We start from the raw sequence: 16069 nt of genomic DNA, 5'->3' as shown, positions 1-16069 counted from the left end.
CCGACACAGGCTTTTAGCTTGAGGGACAGACGCGCTCCATTCGCCAGAAGCTGTCTTCTTCACCGACAACGCGCAATCCCATGCGCTCATAAAGCTGTTTGGCCGGATTGTTCTTGAATACGGTCAGACGCAACAGCCCCAGCGTGCGGGCCTTCAACGCCATTTGTTGCAGCACCCAGCTACCGGCGCCGAGCCCACGGTACTGCTCAAGCATATGCAATTCGCGGATATAGAGCGCGTTGCTGTCACGGCTCAGGCTGATGAACCCCAGCACACTGTCGTCCTGGCAGATCATCCAGTTTTCCCGACCGGCCCAGGCCGTATCGAAGCCATCGTTGGACCACAGCAACTGGTTTTGCAGGTAATAGGGGTTCATTGCCTGGTGGGTCAGGTTCCGTGCAAAGGGCAGGTCCTGATCCGTTGCAGCGCGCAGGTGGAAGGTCATTTACAAGACCACCACTTGTCCAACCCAGCGCTCGTCATCGCGACAGGCGATCGCCAGCGCTTCGCCGCCGCCGGGCACCGCTGCAAGCAACCGGCCATCGGTGGCCCAGATCGCACTGCGTCCGGCACAGGTCCAGCCACCAGAGGGGCCGCCATGGTTAGCCATCAACACCAAGAGGCGGTGTTCCACTGCATAGCCTTGGAGAAGCGCGCTGTCCGTCGCGTAGCCGCTCTCGCTGATCAACACGCCTGCGGCGTATATATTGGCGCCCGCCAGCACCGCCTGGTGCGGATGACTAGCGTGGGAAAAGTCAGCGCAAACGGCCAGTGCGATACGATCATCCCCCCATTCCAGCGCAGCGCCGCCCTGCCCCGCAACAAACGCGACTTCCTCGCCCGTATGCAGATGCTGCTTGGTGTAGACCGCCAGGGAGCCATCAGCTCCCAGCACCAAAGCGCCAATCAGCACACCCGCCTCTGGCGCCAGGCGGATCGGCATTCCCACCACGGCCGTCAACCGCAGCTCCCGCGCCATCTCGCGCAATGGCGCGAGCAGTGGCGCTTCAGGCGCGATCGCCAAGTTGGCTGCAAGCGCAGGCTCATAGCCGGTCAATGACAGCTCTGGAAACACCAGCAGTTGCACACCCCGTGCGGCTGCAGCCTGCATGAACACCAGGTGTCGCGCGATATTGGCGTCTACATCGCCGGCGATTGAAACGGTTTGCGCGGCAGCGAGGGTCAAGGCAGTCATGGTCGGATTCCGGCAATCAGTGTGGGACGTCGTCATCATATCGACACTCACGCCATAGCCGTAAGTCCCGCTGCGCGATAGAAATTACTGATTGAATCCACCCGCGAAGCTCTAGTAAGCTGACCAACATCATTTGGAGACTTACCATGTTGCCACTCACCCACACTCAGGTTTGCCCTGCCGCCAGCGCTTTGCGCTCGGTGTCGGCTACCCGTGTGAACGGTTCGAGCGCACTGGTCAGCTTTTATTTTGGGTATTGGTTTAGCCACTGGCGCGCCTGATACCTGAAATCGGCGCCCACTACTCAAGGGGTCGCCTGCCAGAGAAATCTAACCCCCGGTCGGCTCCCCGACCGGGGGTTTTGTTTTTCCAGGCCCGGATAATTTGCTCAATCAAACACACTTGAAGGAATCACGACATGAACTACGCCACCTATTACCGCTACGACACTTGTGCTGCATGGCGATTTAGCCAGCTCCGTTCGGGACAGCCTGCCGCCTCCGACCGGTCACCTCTTGGTGGCAAGCCAACACACGTAGCCGATACGGCCAATTGTCGAACACCCCAGTAGGCCAAGCGTGCGGGAATTGCCCGCCGCTTGCCCAGGAAACCTTGAATATGAACGCCTCCGTCGCCGCTTTACCCGTCTCTACGCTGACCAGCGCCAATGAAGCCCTGACCCAGCGCCTGCCCAGTGCCCATGAGCTCAAGCATCAACTGCCCCTCAGTCCGTTCCTCAATGAACAGGTGCATGCCCACCGCCACGCCGTGCGCGCCATCCTCGATGGCCAGGACTCGCGCTTGCTGGTGATTGTCGGCCCGTGCTCGATACACGACCCGCAGTCGGCCATGGAATACGCGCGCAACCTCAAGAAGTTGGCGCTTGAAGTCAGCGACCAGATGCTGCTGGTCATCCGCGCCTACGTCGAAAAACCCCGCACCACCATTGGCTGGAAAGGCCTGGCTTACGACCCGCACCTCGATGGCAGCGATGACATGGCCGAAGGCCTGGCCCTGTCCCGGGAACTGATGCGCGAGATGCTGCGCCTGGGCTTGCCGGTCGCCACCGAGCTGTTGCAACCCATGGCCGCCGGCTACTTTGACGACCTGCTCAGTTGGGTGGCAATTGGCGCGCGCACCACTGAATCGCAGATCCACCGCGAAATGGCCAGCGGCCTGGGCATGCCCGTAGGCTTCAAAAACGGGACCGACGGCGGCGTTGCGATTGCCTGCGACGCGATGCGCTCGGCCTCGCACCCGCACCGCCACTTCGGCGTCGACAGCCTGGGGCACCCGGCCATCATCCAGACGCCGGGCAACCCCGACACCCACCTGGTGCTGCGCGGCGGTCACCGCGGGCCGAATTACGATGCGCAGAGCGTCTCCCAGGTGAAACACGACCTGGCCAAGTCCAAGGTCGCTGCGCGCATCATGGTCGATTGCAGTCATGCCAACAGCGGCAAGGACCCGCTGCGCCAGCCGGCGGTGTTCAACGAGGTGCTGGAGCAGCGCTTGCAGGGCGACACGTCGTTGATCGGCATGATGCTCGAAAGCCACCTGTTCGAAGGCTGCCAGCCGCTGGGCCCGTCGATGAAATACGGCGTGTCGGTGACTGATGGTTGCCTGGGCTGGGCGGGCACAGAGCAGTTGCTGCGCAGCGCCGCCGAGCGCCTTCGCGACTAGGCTCCGACGGCCGGCTGACGGGATAATGCCCTTAACCACGGCAACACCCGCAAGCCGGCCAGGGTGTGGGGCGGGTCGATGATCTCCATGAAATGCTCGAGATTGACGTTATCCGGTACGCCCGGCAGGCGTACCGATACGGTTGGCATGGCGTCGGCGGGTACGTCCAGGTCCAGGTTGTCGTAGACCAGCACATGGCGCGCCTGCGGGTTGGGCCCGCTTGCATGGGCCGCCAGGACCGCATTGATGATCAGCACATCGAAGGGTTCGGCCGGAATGGCGGTAAGGATCTGGACTTCCTCAAAGGTCTGCACCGGCACAATTCGGTGATACCCCAACTGGTTGAGCATTTTCTCGATGTACAACCGTTGCAAGTGCAAGTCATCGGCTATGAGGATGGTCAGTGCTTTGTTCGGCATGGCAAACCCCTGGGCAGGCAGCGCTCGTCAGTGAGCGTCGCCCATTTTCCAGACAAATCCCGAACACAAAATCAGGCTTATTCCCCCTTCGTGTAGGACTTCTCCCAAAAGCTCCCAATGACCGTTAATCGGGATCAAGGCTGATTGCAATAACCGCTCAGCCCACCATGCAAAGCGAGGATAGCGTCCCCGACAGCCTCGGTCGTCGCGGCCAGCGCGTGGCGGTCCTGCCTTTCACAAACGGCCTCCAGCGCTTCACAGCGGGCTATCAGAACCTGTGCCTTGACCATTCGTGCCCCTCCCTTGGCGCGATGTGCGAGGTCGTGCAACCTGGCGAAGTCAGCCTTGCGCTGCAGCGGCGGCAACAGCGCCCGGTCCGCCTCCAGGCTGTCGAGCAAGGGTATCAGCAGCTCGGTGAGCGCGTGGTGGTCCTCCCCCGTCAACGTGATCAGGGTACTCAAATCAAACGCCGCTGCTTCAGGGCTGGGGGCGTAAGTGGAGCGTGACGCCAGCGCAGCGCGCAAATCGTCAATCCCGGTGGGTTTGAACAGGCAACCATCCATCCCGGCTTGCCGGCAGCGCTCGGCTTCCTCGGGCTGGGCATTGGCGGTGAACCCCAGGAGCAGGCACGGCGCCAGCCCTGATTCACGCTCCAGTAAGCGGATGTCCCGCGCCAACTGATAGCCGTTCTTGAACGGCATATTGCAATCGGTAATGACGCCATCGAACTGCCCGGCGCGCCAGTGCTCAAGTCCTTGAATGCCGTCCTCGGCCGTGGTGATGCGATGACCGAGGAAACTCAACTGTCGAGCCAGCAGCAAACGGTTGGCCGGGTAGTCGTCCACCACCAGGATACTCAAGGCATGAGGCGGCGTGACGGGAGCGCTCGCCGCCGTCCCTTCCTGCGGCACTGCGGCGGTCATGACCAGGGCCAGTGTCACATCCAGCCGGGTGCCCTGCCCCAGCACACTGCTCAAGTGCAACTGCCCGCCCATCATTTCGCACAGGTTGCGGCTAATCACCAGCCCCAGGCCGGAGCCGCTACGCGCCGATTGCTCACCATTGCTGCCCTGGATAAAGGGGCTGAACAGGCGCAACTGGTCCTGGGCACTGATGCCGATCCCGGTGTCCTGCACCCACAATTGCAGTGTCAGGTGCTCCCCATCGAACGTCGCATGGGCACCGAGCGTTACCTGCCCGTTGTGGGTGAACTTGATGGCATTGCTCAGCAGGTTCGACACCACTTGCTTGAAACGCAGGGGGTCAACCAGCACCATGCGATCAATCGATGGATCGAGTTCAACTTGCAGCGCCAATCCCTTGGCCCGCGCCAAACCTTCGAACACGCGCGCCACCGACGTCAGTAATTCATGCAGATTGGCCGGTTCCAGGACCAACGACAGATGACCGGACTCGATCCGCGCGATATCCAGAATATCGCCGATCAACTCCAGCATGCCGCGCGAAGCCTCCGACGCCACCTCCAGGGCATCCCGGTCCGCCAAGCCCTGTTCGGCGCTCTTCAGGGCCAGCTCGATCATGCCGATCACTGCATTCATTGGCGTGCGGATTTCGTGGCTCATGGTCGCCAGAAAGGTCGTCTTCGCCCGGTTGGCGGCGTCGGCATCGTCCTTGGCTTCCTGCAACTGACCCAACAACTGTTGGCGCTCGCTGACATCGACCCACCCGGCAATCATGCCCACCACTTTCTCGTCACCGTCGCGATACGGCAACATCCATTGGTAGATAGTCAGGGCTTCGCCACTGGGCAACTTGAGTATGCGGTCATGAATCTGTGGCTCGCCGTCGGCCATCAAGCGCAGGTAATCCTGATGGAAAGACTGAGCCTGCGGCAGGTTGCCGGCGTCGGTTTCAACCACTGTTTTACCAATCACGTCTTCAAGCTTGTAGCCAAATACGTCCAGATAAGCGTTATTGCAGGCCATCAAGCGCCCTTGGCGGTCACGCACATAAATAGGGTGGGGGGTGCCGTCGATCAATACGCTCATAAAGCGCATCTGGTCGCTCAGGGCGCGTTCGGCCTGGACGCGCTTGCGAATCAGACTGCGCAGATAGATGGCCCAGCTCAGCGTGACGATCAATAACAGCGCGGCCAGCCCGAACCCCTGAATGATCACGTTGCGGTGACGCAGCCAATAACTGTCTTCGATAATCACCTCACTGCGCCACTGGGCAATCATCTCATCCATTTCCTGCGGGGTGATGCTCAGCAGCGCCTTGTCGAGAATCGAATACAGCTCCAACTGACTGCGGTTGACCCCGAACGTGATACGCGCCGGCTCCGAGCCGACCGTGCTGGTGATGCGTAACCGATTGCGGTAATACCGGGCGATCATATAGCGCGCGCTGATCAGTGAATTGACGGCTGCCTCCGCTTCGCCTCTGGCCACCATCGCCATCGCTTGCTCCGCGCTGTCCACATCGATAAACACGACGCCCGGAAAGTCCCGCGAGATGGTATCGCGCAACCCGTTGCCGTTGATCATCGCCAGGCGTTTACCCACCATATCTTCCATTGTCACAGGGCTGTGTTCATCCCCTCGGGTTACCAGCACCAGGGCATTGGTCAGGTAGGGCCGGGTAAACCGCACCTTTTCCGCACGCTCGACGCTGGGGGTCACGACCGCCAGCATATCCGCCGCGCCCGTGCTGACCTGGTCGATCTGGCCCGGTATCGAGTTGCCAGGCACCACGTCGAACTTCAGGCCGGTGCGCAGGCTGATACGTGACAGCACCTCGGCGCTCAGCCCCTCGAACTGTCCCTGATCATCGACGACGGACAGCGGCAGGAGTTTGTCGAGCACCGCCACCTTGACCCGCGGATGCTTGAGGAGCCAGCGCTGTTCACTGGCGCTCAGGTGCAACCGGCCAGCACCGACAATACCGAGGTTGCCGCCACTCCAACGGCGTAATATTTCCATCTGCTCACCGGCGGGAATCGCCTCCAGCGCCGCATTGATGATCGGCGGCAGCCGCGTATTCTGCCGGGTGAACGCAAAACCGAATGGATTGGCTTCGAGGGTGGAAAAATCCGCCATGCGCACAATATTGAGCTGGTTGCGGTTGATCAGGTAATTGGTGCTGATGGCATCGCCCAGGTACACATCGGCGCGACCAAACGCCACTGCGCCGATCGCCTCGAAGGCCGAAGAAAACAATTCCACGCGGGCATGGGGGTAGAACGCCCGTACCACCTCGGGCTGCAGATAGTGATAAAGCATCGCCACGCGCTTGCCCGCCAGGTCATCGCTCAGCGCCTGGCTATCGTTGGTACGGGTCACCAGAGTGGGTTGGTCATTGGCGTAGGAGCGCGACAGGATCAGTTGCGGGTCGGCCGCCTCATAGCCATTGGCCGAACCCAGGAAGTCCACGTCGCCTCGCTTGAGGGCTTCGATCACTTCATCGCGGGTTTCGTAGCACCGAACCTCAATGGGGATATTCAGAGCCTGGCTGATCAGCGCTGCAAAATCGGCGGTAATCCCCTCGAGTTCTTCACGGTTATTGGTCAGGTCGAAGGGGGCGTAATCGGGCGCGGACACGCCCATCAGCAACCTGCGCCGTTCGCGCAGCCAGCGCCAGTCGGGCTCTTGCAGCGTGACGATGGGCGGGTCGATACGAGAGTGGCCCAATAGCCGCAAAACATTGGGCTCATCAAGGGCCATCGCGACCATGGGCAACAGGCTCAACCAGAGAAACGTGGCGAACCGCTTGAACGCGATGGCGACCATTTCAAATCAGATCAGATGATTGCGCTGGGCAAATTTGGACAGGTGCACCACTGAGGACATCCGTAACTTCTCCTTGAGACGCGTCTTGTAAGTGCTGATGGTCTTGTGGCTCAACAGCATGTCTTCAGCAATTTCCTTGTTGCCCAGCCCCAGGGCCAGCTTCTGCAGGACGGTCAATTCACGGTCCGACAGGCACTCGATCATCTGTCGCTCGGTTTCCTGCAGGTCGTCACGGCGGACCGAGCTGGTGGGCAGGCTCGGAAAACAACTGTAGCCCGACTGGATCGCTCGGATAGCCTTTTGCAGCTCATCCAGTTCCCCGGTCTTGGCCACGAACCCCATGGCCCCGGCGCGCATGCAACGGGTGGAAAAAAACACGGCCAGGTAGGAGGTCAGCACCAGGATCCTGCACGGCAGGCCCAGGGCCTTGACCCGACTGATCACCTCCAACCCTCCCAGCTTGGGCATCGCCAGGTCAAGGATGATCAGCTCGGGACGTTGCTCCCGCGCCAATTGCATTGCATCTGCACCGTCACCCGCCTGATAGATCTCATCGAATCCTTCCTCCTTCAGCAGATATTTGACCGTCGCACGTATAAAAGGATGGTCATCCACGATTAATGCTTTGCTCATACACACCCCTAGGCGATCGAAGTACCCTTACATATCAAATGGGACCTAGGTACCTGTGAGATATGACAGTTCCGACAAACGGCACTGCACCCTCCTCAGGACGATAACCACTCGCAGCCTGGTCCCTTCCATTGAAACATCACGAGCAATCACGGATGGACCAGAACGGGCGGCCAGCCGTAAGTGCCCAACCTTAACAATGCAATGATGTTTTGATTGAAGGGATAGTCCTGACTACTTGTAGGATTTTTCCTCACGAAAAGCCTAGTCGATATTGGCTCAAAGGGCGGTTCGGGCACACGGATCAGTCGGTGGTACTTGGGCTCCAGAACGCCTGCACCACCAGGCTGGAGGTGGAAATACGCGCCACCAACGCGTCCAGCTCGTCACCGTCGACCGATGTCGCGGCGAGGGTGGCTTCGATTTCGACTTCTTCGCTGCCGAAGGGGCGTACATCGACATCGCTGGCCGGGTAGTTGCATCGCGCCAGCTCCGCTTCCAACAGCACCATGACTGCCTGTTGCTGGCTACGCCGCGCGATGACATAGAGAATGTTGGTCACCTCGGCCGAGACCACGTCCAACGGCTGGCGGTTGATGTTGTTGACGATCGGGCGCAGCAACGTATTGGCCGCCAGCACGAACAGCGTTCCCAGCAATGCCTCGAGAATCAGGTCGGCCCCCGCACAGGCACCGACTGCGGCCGATGCCCACAGGGTGGCGGCCGTATTGAGCCCGCGCACATTGCCCTCCTCGCGCATGATCACACCGGCCCCCAGAAAACCGATACCCGACACCACGTACGCGACCACGCGCACCGCGCCTTCGGCACCGCCCAGCCGATTGGCCATGTCGACAAAAATCGCCGCGCCGACCGCCACCAGCACATTCGTGCGCAAGCCTGCGGTGCGCTGACGGTATTGGCGTTCAAAGCCGATCAGACCGCCGAGAATAAACGCGGCGGTGAGGCTGACCACGGTGTCGACCAGTGAGTCGAGGTTGATGTTGTTGATGGCCTGCATAAAAAAACCTCCATGACTGCTGCGGCAACCGAGCCCCTGTTACTGCCAGCCAAACTTGCGGATGTAGTAGCCCTTCACTGCCTGGGTCAATGCCATGTAGGCCAGCAGAATCACCGGCAGGAACACAAAGTACAGCGACGGCAGGGCCTGCAATTTGAAGTAATGCGCCAACGGCCCCATCGGCAGAAAGATCCCGACGGCCATGATCACGCCTGTCATCACCATCAGCGGCATTGCCGCGCGGCTTTGCAGGAACGGGATTTTCGGGGTGCGGATCATGTGCACGATCAACGTCTGGGTGAGCAGCCCCACCACGAACCAGCCCGACTGGAACAGGGTCTGGTGGTCCGGCGTATTGGCATCGAACACATACCACATGAGTGCGAACGTGGTGATGTCAAAGATCGAGCTGATCGGCCCGAAGAACAGCATGAAGCGGCCCACATCCGCCGGCTGCCAGCGTTGTGGCTTGGCGAGCATGTCGTCGTCGACGTTGTCGAATGGAATCGCGATCTGCGAGATGTCATACAGCAGGTTCTGCACCAGCAAGTGCATCGGCAGCATCGGCAGGAACGGAATAAACGCACTGGCCACCAGCACCGAGAACACATTGCCGAAGTTGGAACTGGCCGTCATCTTGATGTACTTGAGCATGTTGGCGAAGGTGCGCCGGCCTTCCAGCACGCCCTCTTCCAGCACCATCAGGCTCTTTTCCAGCAGGATGATGTCGGCGGCTTCCTTGGCGATGTCCACCGCGCTGTCCACCGAAATACCGATATCGGCTGTGCGCAGCGCCGGCGCATCGTTGATGCCGTCCCCCATGAACCCCACCACATGCCCGTTGGCCTTGAGCAGACGCACAATGCGTTCCTTGTGGCTGGGCGTGAGCCTGGCGAATACGTTGGTGGTTTCCACCGCCTGCGCCAGCTCGGCGTCGGTCATGTCTTCGATATCGTTGCCCATCAGCAGCCCTTGCTGCTCCAGGCCCACTTCACGGCAGATCTTCGCTGTGACCAGCTCGTTGTCGCCGGTCAGCACTTTCACCGCCACGCCATGCGCCTTCAAGGCCTTGAGAGCGGGCGCGGTGCTTTCCTTGGGCGGGTCGAGAAACGCCACATAGCCGATCAGCGTCAGGTTGTTTTCATCCGCCAGGGTGTAGGTATCACGCCCGGCCGGCATCGGCTGCGCCGCGACCGCCACCACACGCAGGCCTTCTTCGTTGAAGGCCGCAGTGACCTGGCGAATGCGCGCCAGCAGCTCTGGCGTCAGTGCTTCATTGACGTCGCCATGGCGCACGCTGGTGCACACCGACAAAATCTCCTCCACCGCGCCCTTGCAGATCAACAGGTGCGGCTGGTCCTGCTCAGCCACCACCACCGACATGCGACGACGGTTGAAGTCGAACGGAATCTCGTCAACCTTCTGAAACGCGGTACCGACTTTCAATTCACGATGGATTTCCACGTGCTCGAGCACGGCCACATCCAGCAGGTTTTTCAAACCGGTCTGGTAATAGCTGTTGAGGTAGGCCATTTCCAGCACATCGTCAGACTCCCGCCCCCACACATCCACGTGGCGCGCCAGGAAAATCCTGTCCTGGGTCAGCGTGCCGGTCTTGTCGGTGCACAACACATCCATGGCGCCGAAGTTCTGGATCGCGTCCAGGCGCTTGACGATGACCTTCTTGCGCGACAGGAACACCGCGCCCTTGGCCAACGTCGAGGTGACGATCATCGGCAGCATTTCGGGGGTAAGGCCCACGGCAATCGACAGCGCGAACAGCAACGCTTCGGTCCAGTCACCCTTGGTGAACCCATTGATGAACAACACCAGCGGTGCCATCACGAACATGAAGCGGATCAGCAGCCAGCTGACCTTGTTGACCCCATGCTGGAACGAGGTGGTGGCGCGGTCGGTTGCCGTGACACGTTGCGCCAACGCACCGAAGTAGGTGGCGTTGCCCGTGGCAAGAATCACCGCCGTGGCGGCGCCGGACACCACGTTGGTGCCCATGAACAGGATGTTTTCCAGATCCAGCGGGTTGCGGGTATGGGCATCCTGCTGCTGGGCGAACTTCTCCACCGGCATGGATTCACCGGTCATCGCCGCCTGGCTGACGAACAGGTCCTTGGCACTGAGTACGCGGCAATCGGCGGGAATCATGTCACCGGCCGACAACACGATCAGATCGCCCGGCACCAATTGCCTGATCGGCAGTTCAAGGCGCTTGGCCGCGTCCCGGCGCAGCACGGTCGCCGTGTTGCTGACCATCGCCTTCAACGCGTCGGCGGCCTTGTTCGACTTGGCTTCCTGCCAGAAGCGCAACAGGGTCGACAGCACCACCATGGAGAAAATCACCGTGGCCGCCTTCATGTCCTCGGTCAGCCAGGAGATCACCGCCAGCAAGGTCAGCAGCAGATTGAACGGGTTTTTATAGCAGTGCCACAGGTGCACCCACCAGGGCAGCGGCTGCTCGTGCTCGACCTCATTGAGCCCATATTGCCCGCGCAGCGCGTCGGCCTCCTGGGTGTTCAGCCCCTCGGCATGGCTGCCCAGCGTGCCCAGCACTTGCACGGCACTGCCATTGGCTGCGGCCACCAGGGTTTGCGCCAGGCTGGGCGGTACTTCGCGGCTGACACTGGCGTCGGTCACGGTCTCCAGCATCGCCAGGCGGCGAAAATGTCGGGCGATATGCCGGGTCCGCAGGAAGCCGGCGAAGAACTCTTTGAGTAGGCTGAGGTTCATGGTGTTACTCCTGCGCGAGGAAAAACCCGTCGTGCAGGTACTGCCCGCCCGCGCCGTGCCCGTCAAACACAGGCACAGCCGAACCTGGCCCGCCCGCCGTAAAAGGCAGGCGCGTCCGTAGCCTCCCGAGTCAACTCAGGTGCTGGTCAGCGTCGATGAGAGAGGATCAGGCAGACGCCAGGACTGGCCACTGCCGGGATGCCGCTTCTCGCTTTGTTGGCGAGATAACGGCATCTGAAACATGCGCGTTACCTTGCCAAGTATGTGCCGGTTACCGAAACCGGCCGACTACTGTCACTCGAACAAGTACCCACTGAGGGTCTCCGCTATTGATGAAAACGCGCGAAGCTTACGCCGCGATGTTGCCAGAGTAAACCGTAGGAAAGTGCCTGAATGGGGAATAAGAAATTTCTTCAGGATGGGTTCAGGAACGCTGTCCTCAACCACACCGGCGAGTACATGTGGGAGGGGGCTTGTCCTCGATAGCGGTGTATCAGTCAAGATATCAGTGGCTGACACTCCGCCATCGGGGGCAAGCCCCCTCCCACATTTGGACCGCAGCGCATCAGTTAGATAGCCGTCGGCTGTGAGGCTGTCAGCGGCATCGCCACGGGTCCGACGCCGTACCGCCATTTACTGTGGGAGGGGGCTTGCCCCCGAAGAGGGTGCGTCAGTTACGCATTCATTGCCTGATACACCGCATTCCCAGGCAAGCCTACCTATGAGCCAGGTGTCGTGCTTTCACTCATGAGCCCGCCTGCTATCTTGAATCTCCCCATCACGGCAGAACTGCGGGATACGGCCATTAAGGGAAGGCAAATAACTCCACCGATAAGTACCAGCAAGTAAGGCTGGCTGTCGATGCAGCAATGCCAAAATCACCTCTGAGGCAATAGCCAATGCTAATTGCTGGCCTGGACATTGATGTCTCCCCGAGCCGAAGCTGAAGGTTCGTCGTTGCGTTCGATTGAGCAAGAAGCTGTCGGGGTCCGGGTTGGCGAAGGGGTCTCGGTTGGCAGCGGCGAGCAGTAATAAAATGGTATCGCCCGCCTCTATTACGCTGCCACCCATCGTGCACCGCCTGGCAACAAACCGCCGAGTGTTTTGTACCGGTGAATCGTAGCGGGCGACCTCTGCCACCCACTCAGCGACGAGTGTCGGTGTGGGCTGCATGTTTTCGAACAGGTCAGGATTACGCTGGAACGCTATGAGGGTGTTGCCGATCAGCCCAGCGGTGGCTTCGCAGGTCTGTGAAAACAGCCCGATCATATTCGCTACCAACGCATCATCGTCTTTCCAGGCGCAGGCTTCGTAATCGCGATAAAGACGGCCCAACACGCCGCTACCCTTATCGCCGTGACTCAACAGCTCCCCGAACATCCGGCTCAGCCGAGCCGCCCCGCAATGGGCTCTACCGAGTTGAGCCTCGTCACTTAACGGCGACAGACAGGCGACAAAATCCCGTGTCAGCTGCGCGACTTCTTGTAGCTGGCTGGAGGTGAAGCCTATCAAGGTCGCCATGACCGACACCGGTAACGTGAACATCCACTCATTCGGGTTATCGCCCGAGACATCAAGCGTCTCAACAACCTGCGCCACGATGCCTGCGATGTTTTCCGTGCCCATCAAGGCCAGGGTGGGTTCGATAACCCTGCGGGGACACTGGTGTTGCGCCCCCTCGTTCATGCGCATCAAACGACCGAAAATATCGCCTGCGGCGCCTTGTGCAATGGCCGCTGGAATCGGCTCGTGCAATGGACGTACAAGGCAGTCGGGATGCGCCAGAATAGCCTCGACAACGCAGGCGCCACTGGCAATCCATAAACCAAGATTTGCATCGAATGACAGGCCCCTTTGATGTCTGAGGCGTGCGTAATAACCGTAGGGGTCGACATAGGTGGCGGCTTCAAACGGCGTCATTTGGCGGTCCTTTTCACGAAGAACGGCTACTATCGAACAATCGTCACACCGACAATTCGCCCAGGAACGAAATATGGATTCCCAAAGCAATGACACCGCCATTTCTCGTGTCGCAGGCGCCATTGCGGAACCCGCGAGGACAAAAATGCTTTGCTCGCTGATGGACGGTCACGCCCGTACCAGTACCGAAATGGCTGTCATCGCCGACATCAGTGCATCCACGGCGAGCGCGCACCTGGCAAGGCTTAAAGAGGACGGTTTGATCAAACTGCACACGCAGGGCAGGCACCGCTACTTCAGCCTGGCAGACGCGCACGTGGCCCAAGCTATTGAAGCCCTCATGGTGATCAGCCGAAACGCGCAGACCCGGTTTGTTTCGACGACCCCCACTCGATTGCAGTTGGCGCGGACCTGCTATGACCACATGGCAGGGTCCCTGGCTGTACAACTTCACGACTATTTCATCGACTCGGGCTGGTTGATCCTGCCGGATGCGGGTGACGGTACGTATCAGCTCACCGTGGAAGGCGAAAAAGGCATGACAGGGCTCGGTATCGAGATAGAAACCGTAAGGGCACAGCGACGTCGTTTCGCTTGCTCATGCCTGGATTGGAGCATGCGCCGCCCTCACCTCGCCGGCGCATTGGGGGCCGCTGTTCTACAGGCCGTTACAAGCCGCAAATGGGTCATCCAGGACCTCGACAGCCGGGCGTTGGCATTGACGCCCAAGGGGCGAAAGGCGCTATACGGCAGATTTGGAATCAGGGTTGAGGAGAAATCAGGCGCCGTGACCTCATGAGACCGGTACTTGCATCTCTTCAATCATCCCGCGTCAGCACTTCCAGCAATTCAATTTCGAAACGCAGATTGCTGTTTGGCTTTATATGCGCGCCCATCGAGCGCTCGCCATAGGCCAGGTACGCCGGTACATACAACGTGCGCACACCGCCAACCTGCATGCCCATCAAGCCCTGGTCCCAGCCCTTGATCACGCGGCCGGTGCCGATCACACACTGGAAAGGCTTGCCCCGCTCCCACGACGAATCGAACACCGTGCCATCTTCCAGGGTGCCGGTGTATTGGGTGGTGATCAGCGCGCCCTTGACCACGGTTTTGCCGGTGCCCAGGCGGATGTCGGTGACCTGCAGTACGTCGTTGCTCATGGGAGTCTCATTGGAAGCGTGAAAGGCTGGGGTTTTCCCAGAATCGGCGGGGTTTGGCAAGTGTAGGAACAGGCATCTGGTGGAAATGGCACAAAACCAAATGTGGGAGGGGGCTTGCTCCCGATAGCGGTGCATCAGTCGAGATATCAGTGGCTGACACTCCGCCATCGGGGGCAAGCCCCCTCCCACATTTGGATCGTAGCGCGTCAGTCAGATAGCCGCCGGCTGTGAGGCTGTCAGCGGCATCGCCACGGGCCCGTCGCCGTACCGCCATTTACTGTGGGAGGGGGCTTGTTGAACTGGTCTAATGAATTTGGACACATCAATAGGGCGCTATGATGGCGCCCAGACCTGAGGTGTATAGATGATGCGAAAGTCCTATTCCAGTGAGGTCAAACTCAACGCTGCAAGCATGGTGCTTGATCAAAATATGTCTGTTCCCGAAGTTTGCGCCAGTTTGGATATTGGCCCTACGGCGTTGCGCCGCTGGGTCGAACAGGTGCGTAAAGAGCGCGCCGGATCGACGATGACGGGCACCAAGGCAATTACTGCCGAACAGAAGAAAATTCAAGAACTCCAGGCCCTGCTCAGGCAAAAAGACCGGGATATCGAAATCCTAAAAAAGGCCAGTGTTCTCCTGCTTTTGGACTCCAAAGATCATTCCCTCTGATCAGCGAGCTAGGCGAACAGTACGGCATTACAGATTGCTGTCGTGTTTTTGAAGTCAACCGCAGCAGCTACTACGCCTGGCGTCAGCGTCAGGGAAAAATCGATCTTGAGCGCGAAGCGCTTAAGGTTGTTCTGATTAAGTATCACAAGGCGTCCAGAGGATCGGCTGGGGCACGAACTCTTTCTGAAGACCTACGAGGTGCAGGCCATCAGGTGGGGCGCTACATGGCTCGTAGCTTGATGAAAGAGGCTGGAATTGCTAGCCGACAACGCCGGCCACATAAGTACAAGTCGTCAGGCGCTGAGTCTTTGGTGGCTGAGCATGAGCTGGAGCGTGAGTTTTATGTCGCTGACATCAACAAGGTCTGGTGTGCGGACATCACCTATATCCAGCTCGGCAAGCGATGGCTCTACTTTTCGGTGGTGTTGGATTTGTTCGCGCGCCGAGTGGTGGGATGGTCGTATTCACTGCTCGCCGATGCGACGCTGGCAAGCGAGTCACTGCGCATGGCTATTGAGTTGAGAGGGCGACCCAAAGGCGTGCTGTTTCATTCCGACCAGGGCTGCCAGTACACGAGTCATAAATTCAGGGCTGAACTGCAGGTACACGAGTTGAAGCAAAGCATGAGTCGCAAAGGTCAGTGCTGGGATAACGCCCCAATGGAGCGTTTTTTTGGCAGCTTAAAGTCGGAATGGGTGCCTGAGGGCGGTTACAGTTCAGAGCACGAGGCTCGGGCAGATATCAACCGATATGTGGCGCGCTACAACAGCGTAAGGCGCCACAGCTACAACGGCTACCACTCACCGATAGCGGCGGAAAAGCTCGCAGTGTGAGAACCGAAAAGAATGTCCGGAATTACTAGACCAGTTCA

13 protein-coding genes are annotated in these 16069 nt (G+C 59.6%); 4 read left to right on the top strand and 9 right to left on the bottom strand.

What is annotated here, in order from left to right; genetic code table 11:
- Window positions 1–13: 13 nt before the first annotated feature.
- Both BFP89_RS25710 and BFP89_RS25705 read right to left on the bottom strand, forming a co-directional pair.
- On the bottom strand, window positions 14–445 hold the full coding sequence (locus BFP89_RS25710; protein ID WP_065888255.1) for a GNAT family N-acetyltransferase: 432 nt from the start codon (window positions 443–445) through the stop codon (window positions 14–16).
- A complete protein-coding gene (locus tag BFP89_RS25705) occupies window positions 446–1195 on the bottom strand; it encodes a carbon-nitrogen hydrolase family protein (RefSeq protein ID WP_065888254.1) in 750 nt (249 codons plus the stop codon).
- Between the two features lie 618 nt (window positions 1196–1813).
- Between BFP89_RS25705 and BFP89_RS25700 the strand changes: the two genes are divergently transcribed.
- Window positions 1814–2878, top strand: coding sequence for a 3-deoxy-7-phosphoheptulonate synthase (locus tag BFP89_RS25700; RefSeq protein WP_065888253.1), 1065 nt, complete (start codon window positions 1814–1816; stop codon window positions 2876–2878).
- On the opposite strand, the gene BFP89_RS25695 is transcribed toward BFP89_RS25700, so the two are convergent.
- The 6 genes from BFP89_RS25695 to BFP89_RS25670 form a co-directional block, all read right to left on the bottom strand.
- The gene (locus tag BFP89_RS25695) at window positions 2875–3297 is read right to left on the bottom strand and encodes a chemotaxis protein CheY (protein WP_065888252.1); all 423 of its coding nucleotides are present in this window, start codon (window positions 3295–3297) and stop codon (window positions 2875–2877) included. The genes BFP89_RS25700 and BFP89_RS25695 overlap by 4 nt on opposite strands.
- Before the next feature lie 134 nt (window positions 3298–3431).
- Window positions 3432–7046, bottom strand: coding sequence for a transporter substrate-binding domain-containing protein (locus BFP89_RS25690; RefSeq protein WP_065888251.1), 3615 nt, complete (start codon window positions 7044–7046; stop codon window positions 3432–3434).
- 6 nt (window positions 7047–7052) lie between these two features.
- Entirely contained in the window at window positions 7053–7679 is a 627-nt protein-coding gene (locus BFP89_RS25685; RefSeq protein ID WP_057725622.1) for a response regulator transcription factor, read from the bottom strand.
- A gap of 304 nt (window positions 7680–7983) precedes the next feature.
- Window positions 7984–8700 carry an MgtC/SapB family protein gene (locus BFP89_RS25680; protein ID WP_065888250.1) on the bottom strand — a complete coding sequence of 239 codons (717 nt, stop codon included), beginning with the start codon at window positions 8698–8700 and terminating at the stop codon, window positions 7984–7986.
- A 39-nt stretch (window positions 8701–8739) separates the two neighbouring features.
- On the bottom strand, window positions 8740–11445 hold the full coding sequence (mgtA, locus tag BFP89_RS25675) for a magnesium-translocating P-type ATPase (protein ID WP_065888249.1): 2706 nt from the start codon (window positions 11443–11445) through the stop codon (window positions 8740–8742).
- Window positions 11446–12186: 741 nt separating this feature from the next.
- On the bottom strand, window positions 12187–13365 hold the full coding sequence (locus BFP89_RS25670; protein WP_065888248.1) for a cytochrome P450: 1179 nt from the start codon (window positions 13363–13365) through the stop codon (window positions 12187–12189).
- Between the two features lie 73 nt (window positions 13366–13438).
- On the opposite strand from BFP89_RS25670, the gene BFP89_RS25665 reads away from it, so the two are divergent.
- Complete coding sequence (locus tag BFP89_RS25665; protein ID WP_065888247.1) at window positions 13439–14164, top strand: ArsR/SmtB family transcription factor; 726 nt, start codon at window positions 13439–13441, stop codon at window positions 14162–14164.
- Between the two features lie 19 nt (window positions 14165–14183).
- On the opposite strand, the gene BFP89_RS25660 is transcribed toward BFP89_RS25665, so the two are convergent.
- A complete protein-coding gene (locus BFP89_RS25660; protein ID WP_065888246.1) occupies window positions 14184–14528 on the bottom strand; it encodes an FKBP-type peptidyl-prolyl cis-trans isomerase in 345 nt (114 codons plus the stop codon).
- A 364-nt stretch (window positions 14529–14892) separates the two neighbouring features.
- Here BFP89_RS25660 and BFP89_RS29510 point away from each other — a divergent pair, with 364 nt between their 5' ends.
- Window positions 14893–15198 carry a transposase gene (locus BFP89_RS29510; protein ID WP_241088523.1) on the top strand — a complete coding sequence of 102 codons (306 nt, stop codon included), beginning with the start codon at window positions 14893–14895 and terminating at the stop codon, window positions 15196–15198.
- On the top strand, window positions 15195–16031 hold the full coding sequence (locus BFP89_RS25650) for an IS3 family transposase (RefSeq protein ID WP_065884008.1): 837 nt from the start codon (window positions 15195–15197) through the stop codon (window positions 16029–16031). Before BFP89_RS29510 ends, BFP89_RS25650 begins: the two co-directional genes overlap by 4 nt.
- Window positions 16032–16069 lie beyond the last annotated feature (38 nt).

Source organism: Pseudomonas sp. 31 R 17 (assembly GCF_900004915.1).
GTDB classification, from domain to species: domain Bacteria; phylum Pseudomonadota; class Gammaproteobacteria; order Pseudomonadales; family Pseudomonadaceae; genus Aquipseudomonas; species Aquipseudomonas orientalis_A.
Note: the sequence above shows the minus strand (reverse complement) of the source record. Positions and strands in the feature narration are given on the sequence as shown.

Excerpts from the sequence above, each read along its gene's own strand:
- BFP89_RS25710 (WP_065888255.1), bottom strand. The coding sequence starts at position 445 with ATGACCTTCCACCTGCGCGCTGCAACGGATCAGGACCTGCCCTTTGCA.
- BFP89_RS25705 (WP_065888254.1), bottom strand. The coding sequence starts at position 1,195 with ATGACTGCCTTGACCCTCGCTGCCGCGCAAACCGTTTCAATCGCCGGC.
- BFP89_RS25700 (WP_065888253.1), top strand. The coding sequence starts at position 1,814 with ATGAACGCCTCCGTCGCCGCTTTACCCGTCTCTACGCTGACCAGCGCC.
- BFP89_RS25695 (WP_065888252.1), bottom strand. The coding sequence starts at position 3,297 with ATGCCGAACAAAGCACTGACCATCCTCATAGCCGATGACTTGCACTTG.
- BFP89_RS25690 (WP_065888251.1), bottom strand. The coding sequence starts at position 7,046 with ATGGTCGCCATCGCGTTCAAGCGGTTCGCCACGTTTCTCTGGTTGAGC.
- BFP89_RS25685 (WP_057725622.1), bottom strand. The coding sequence starts at position 7,679 with ATGAGCAAAGCATTAATCGTGGATGACCATCCTTTTATACGTGCGACG.
- BFP89_RS25680 (WP_065888250.1), bottom strand. The coding sequence starts at position 8,700 with ATGCAGGCCATCAACAACATCAACCTCGACTCACTGGTCGACACCGTG.
- mgtA (WP_065888249.1), bottom strand. The coding sequence starts at position 11,445 with ATGAACCTCAGCCTACTCAAAGAGTTCTTCGCCGGCTTCCTGCGGACC.
- BFP89_RS25670 (WP_065888248.1), bottom strand. The coding sequence starts at position 13,365 with ATGACGCCGTTTGAAGCCGCCACCTATGTCGACCCCTACGGTTATTAC.
- BFP89_RS25665 (WP_065888247.1), top strand. The coding sequence starts at position 13,439 with ATGGATTCCCAAAGCAATGACACCGCCATTTCTCGTGTCGCAGGCGCC.
- BFP89_RS25660 (WP_065888246.1), bottom strand. The coding sequence starts at position 14,528 with ATGAGCAACGACGTACTGCAGGTCACCGACATCCGCCTGGGCACCGGC.
- BFP89_RS29510 (WP_241088523.1), top strand. The coding sequence starts at position 14,893 with ATGATGCGAAAGTCCTATTCCAGTGAGGTCAAACTCAACGCTGCAAGC.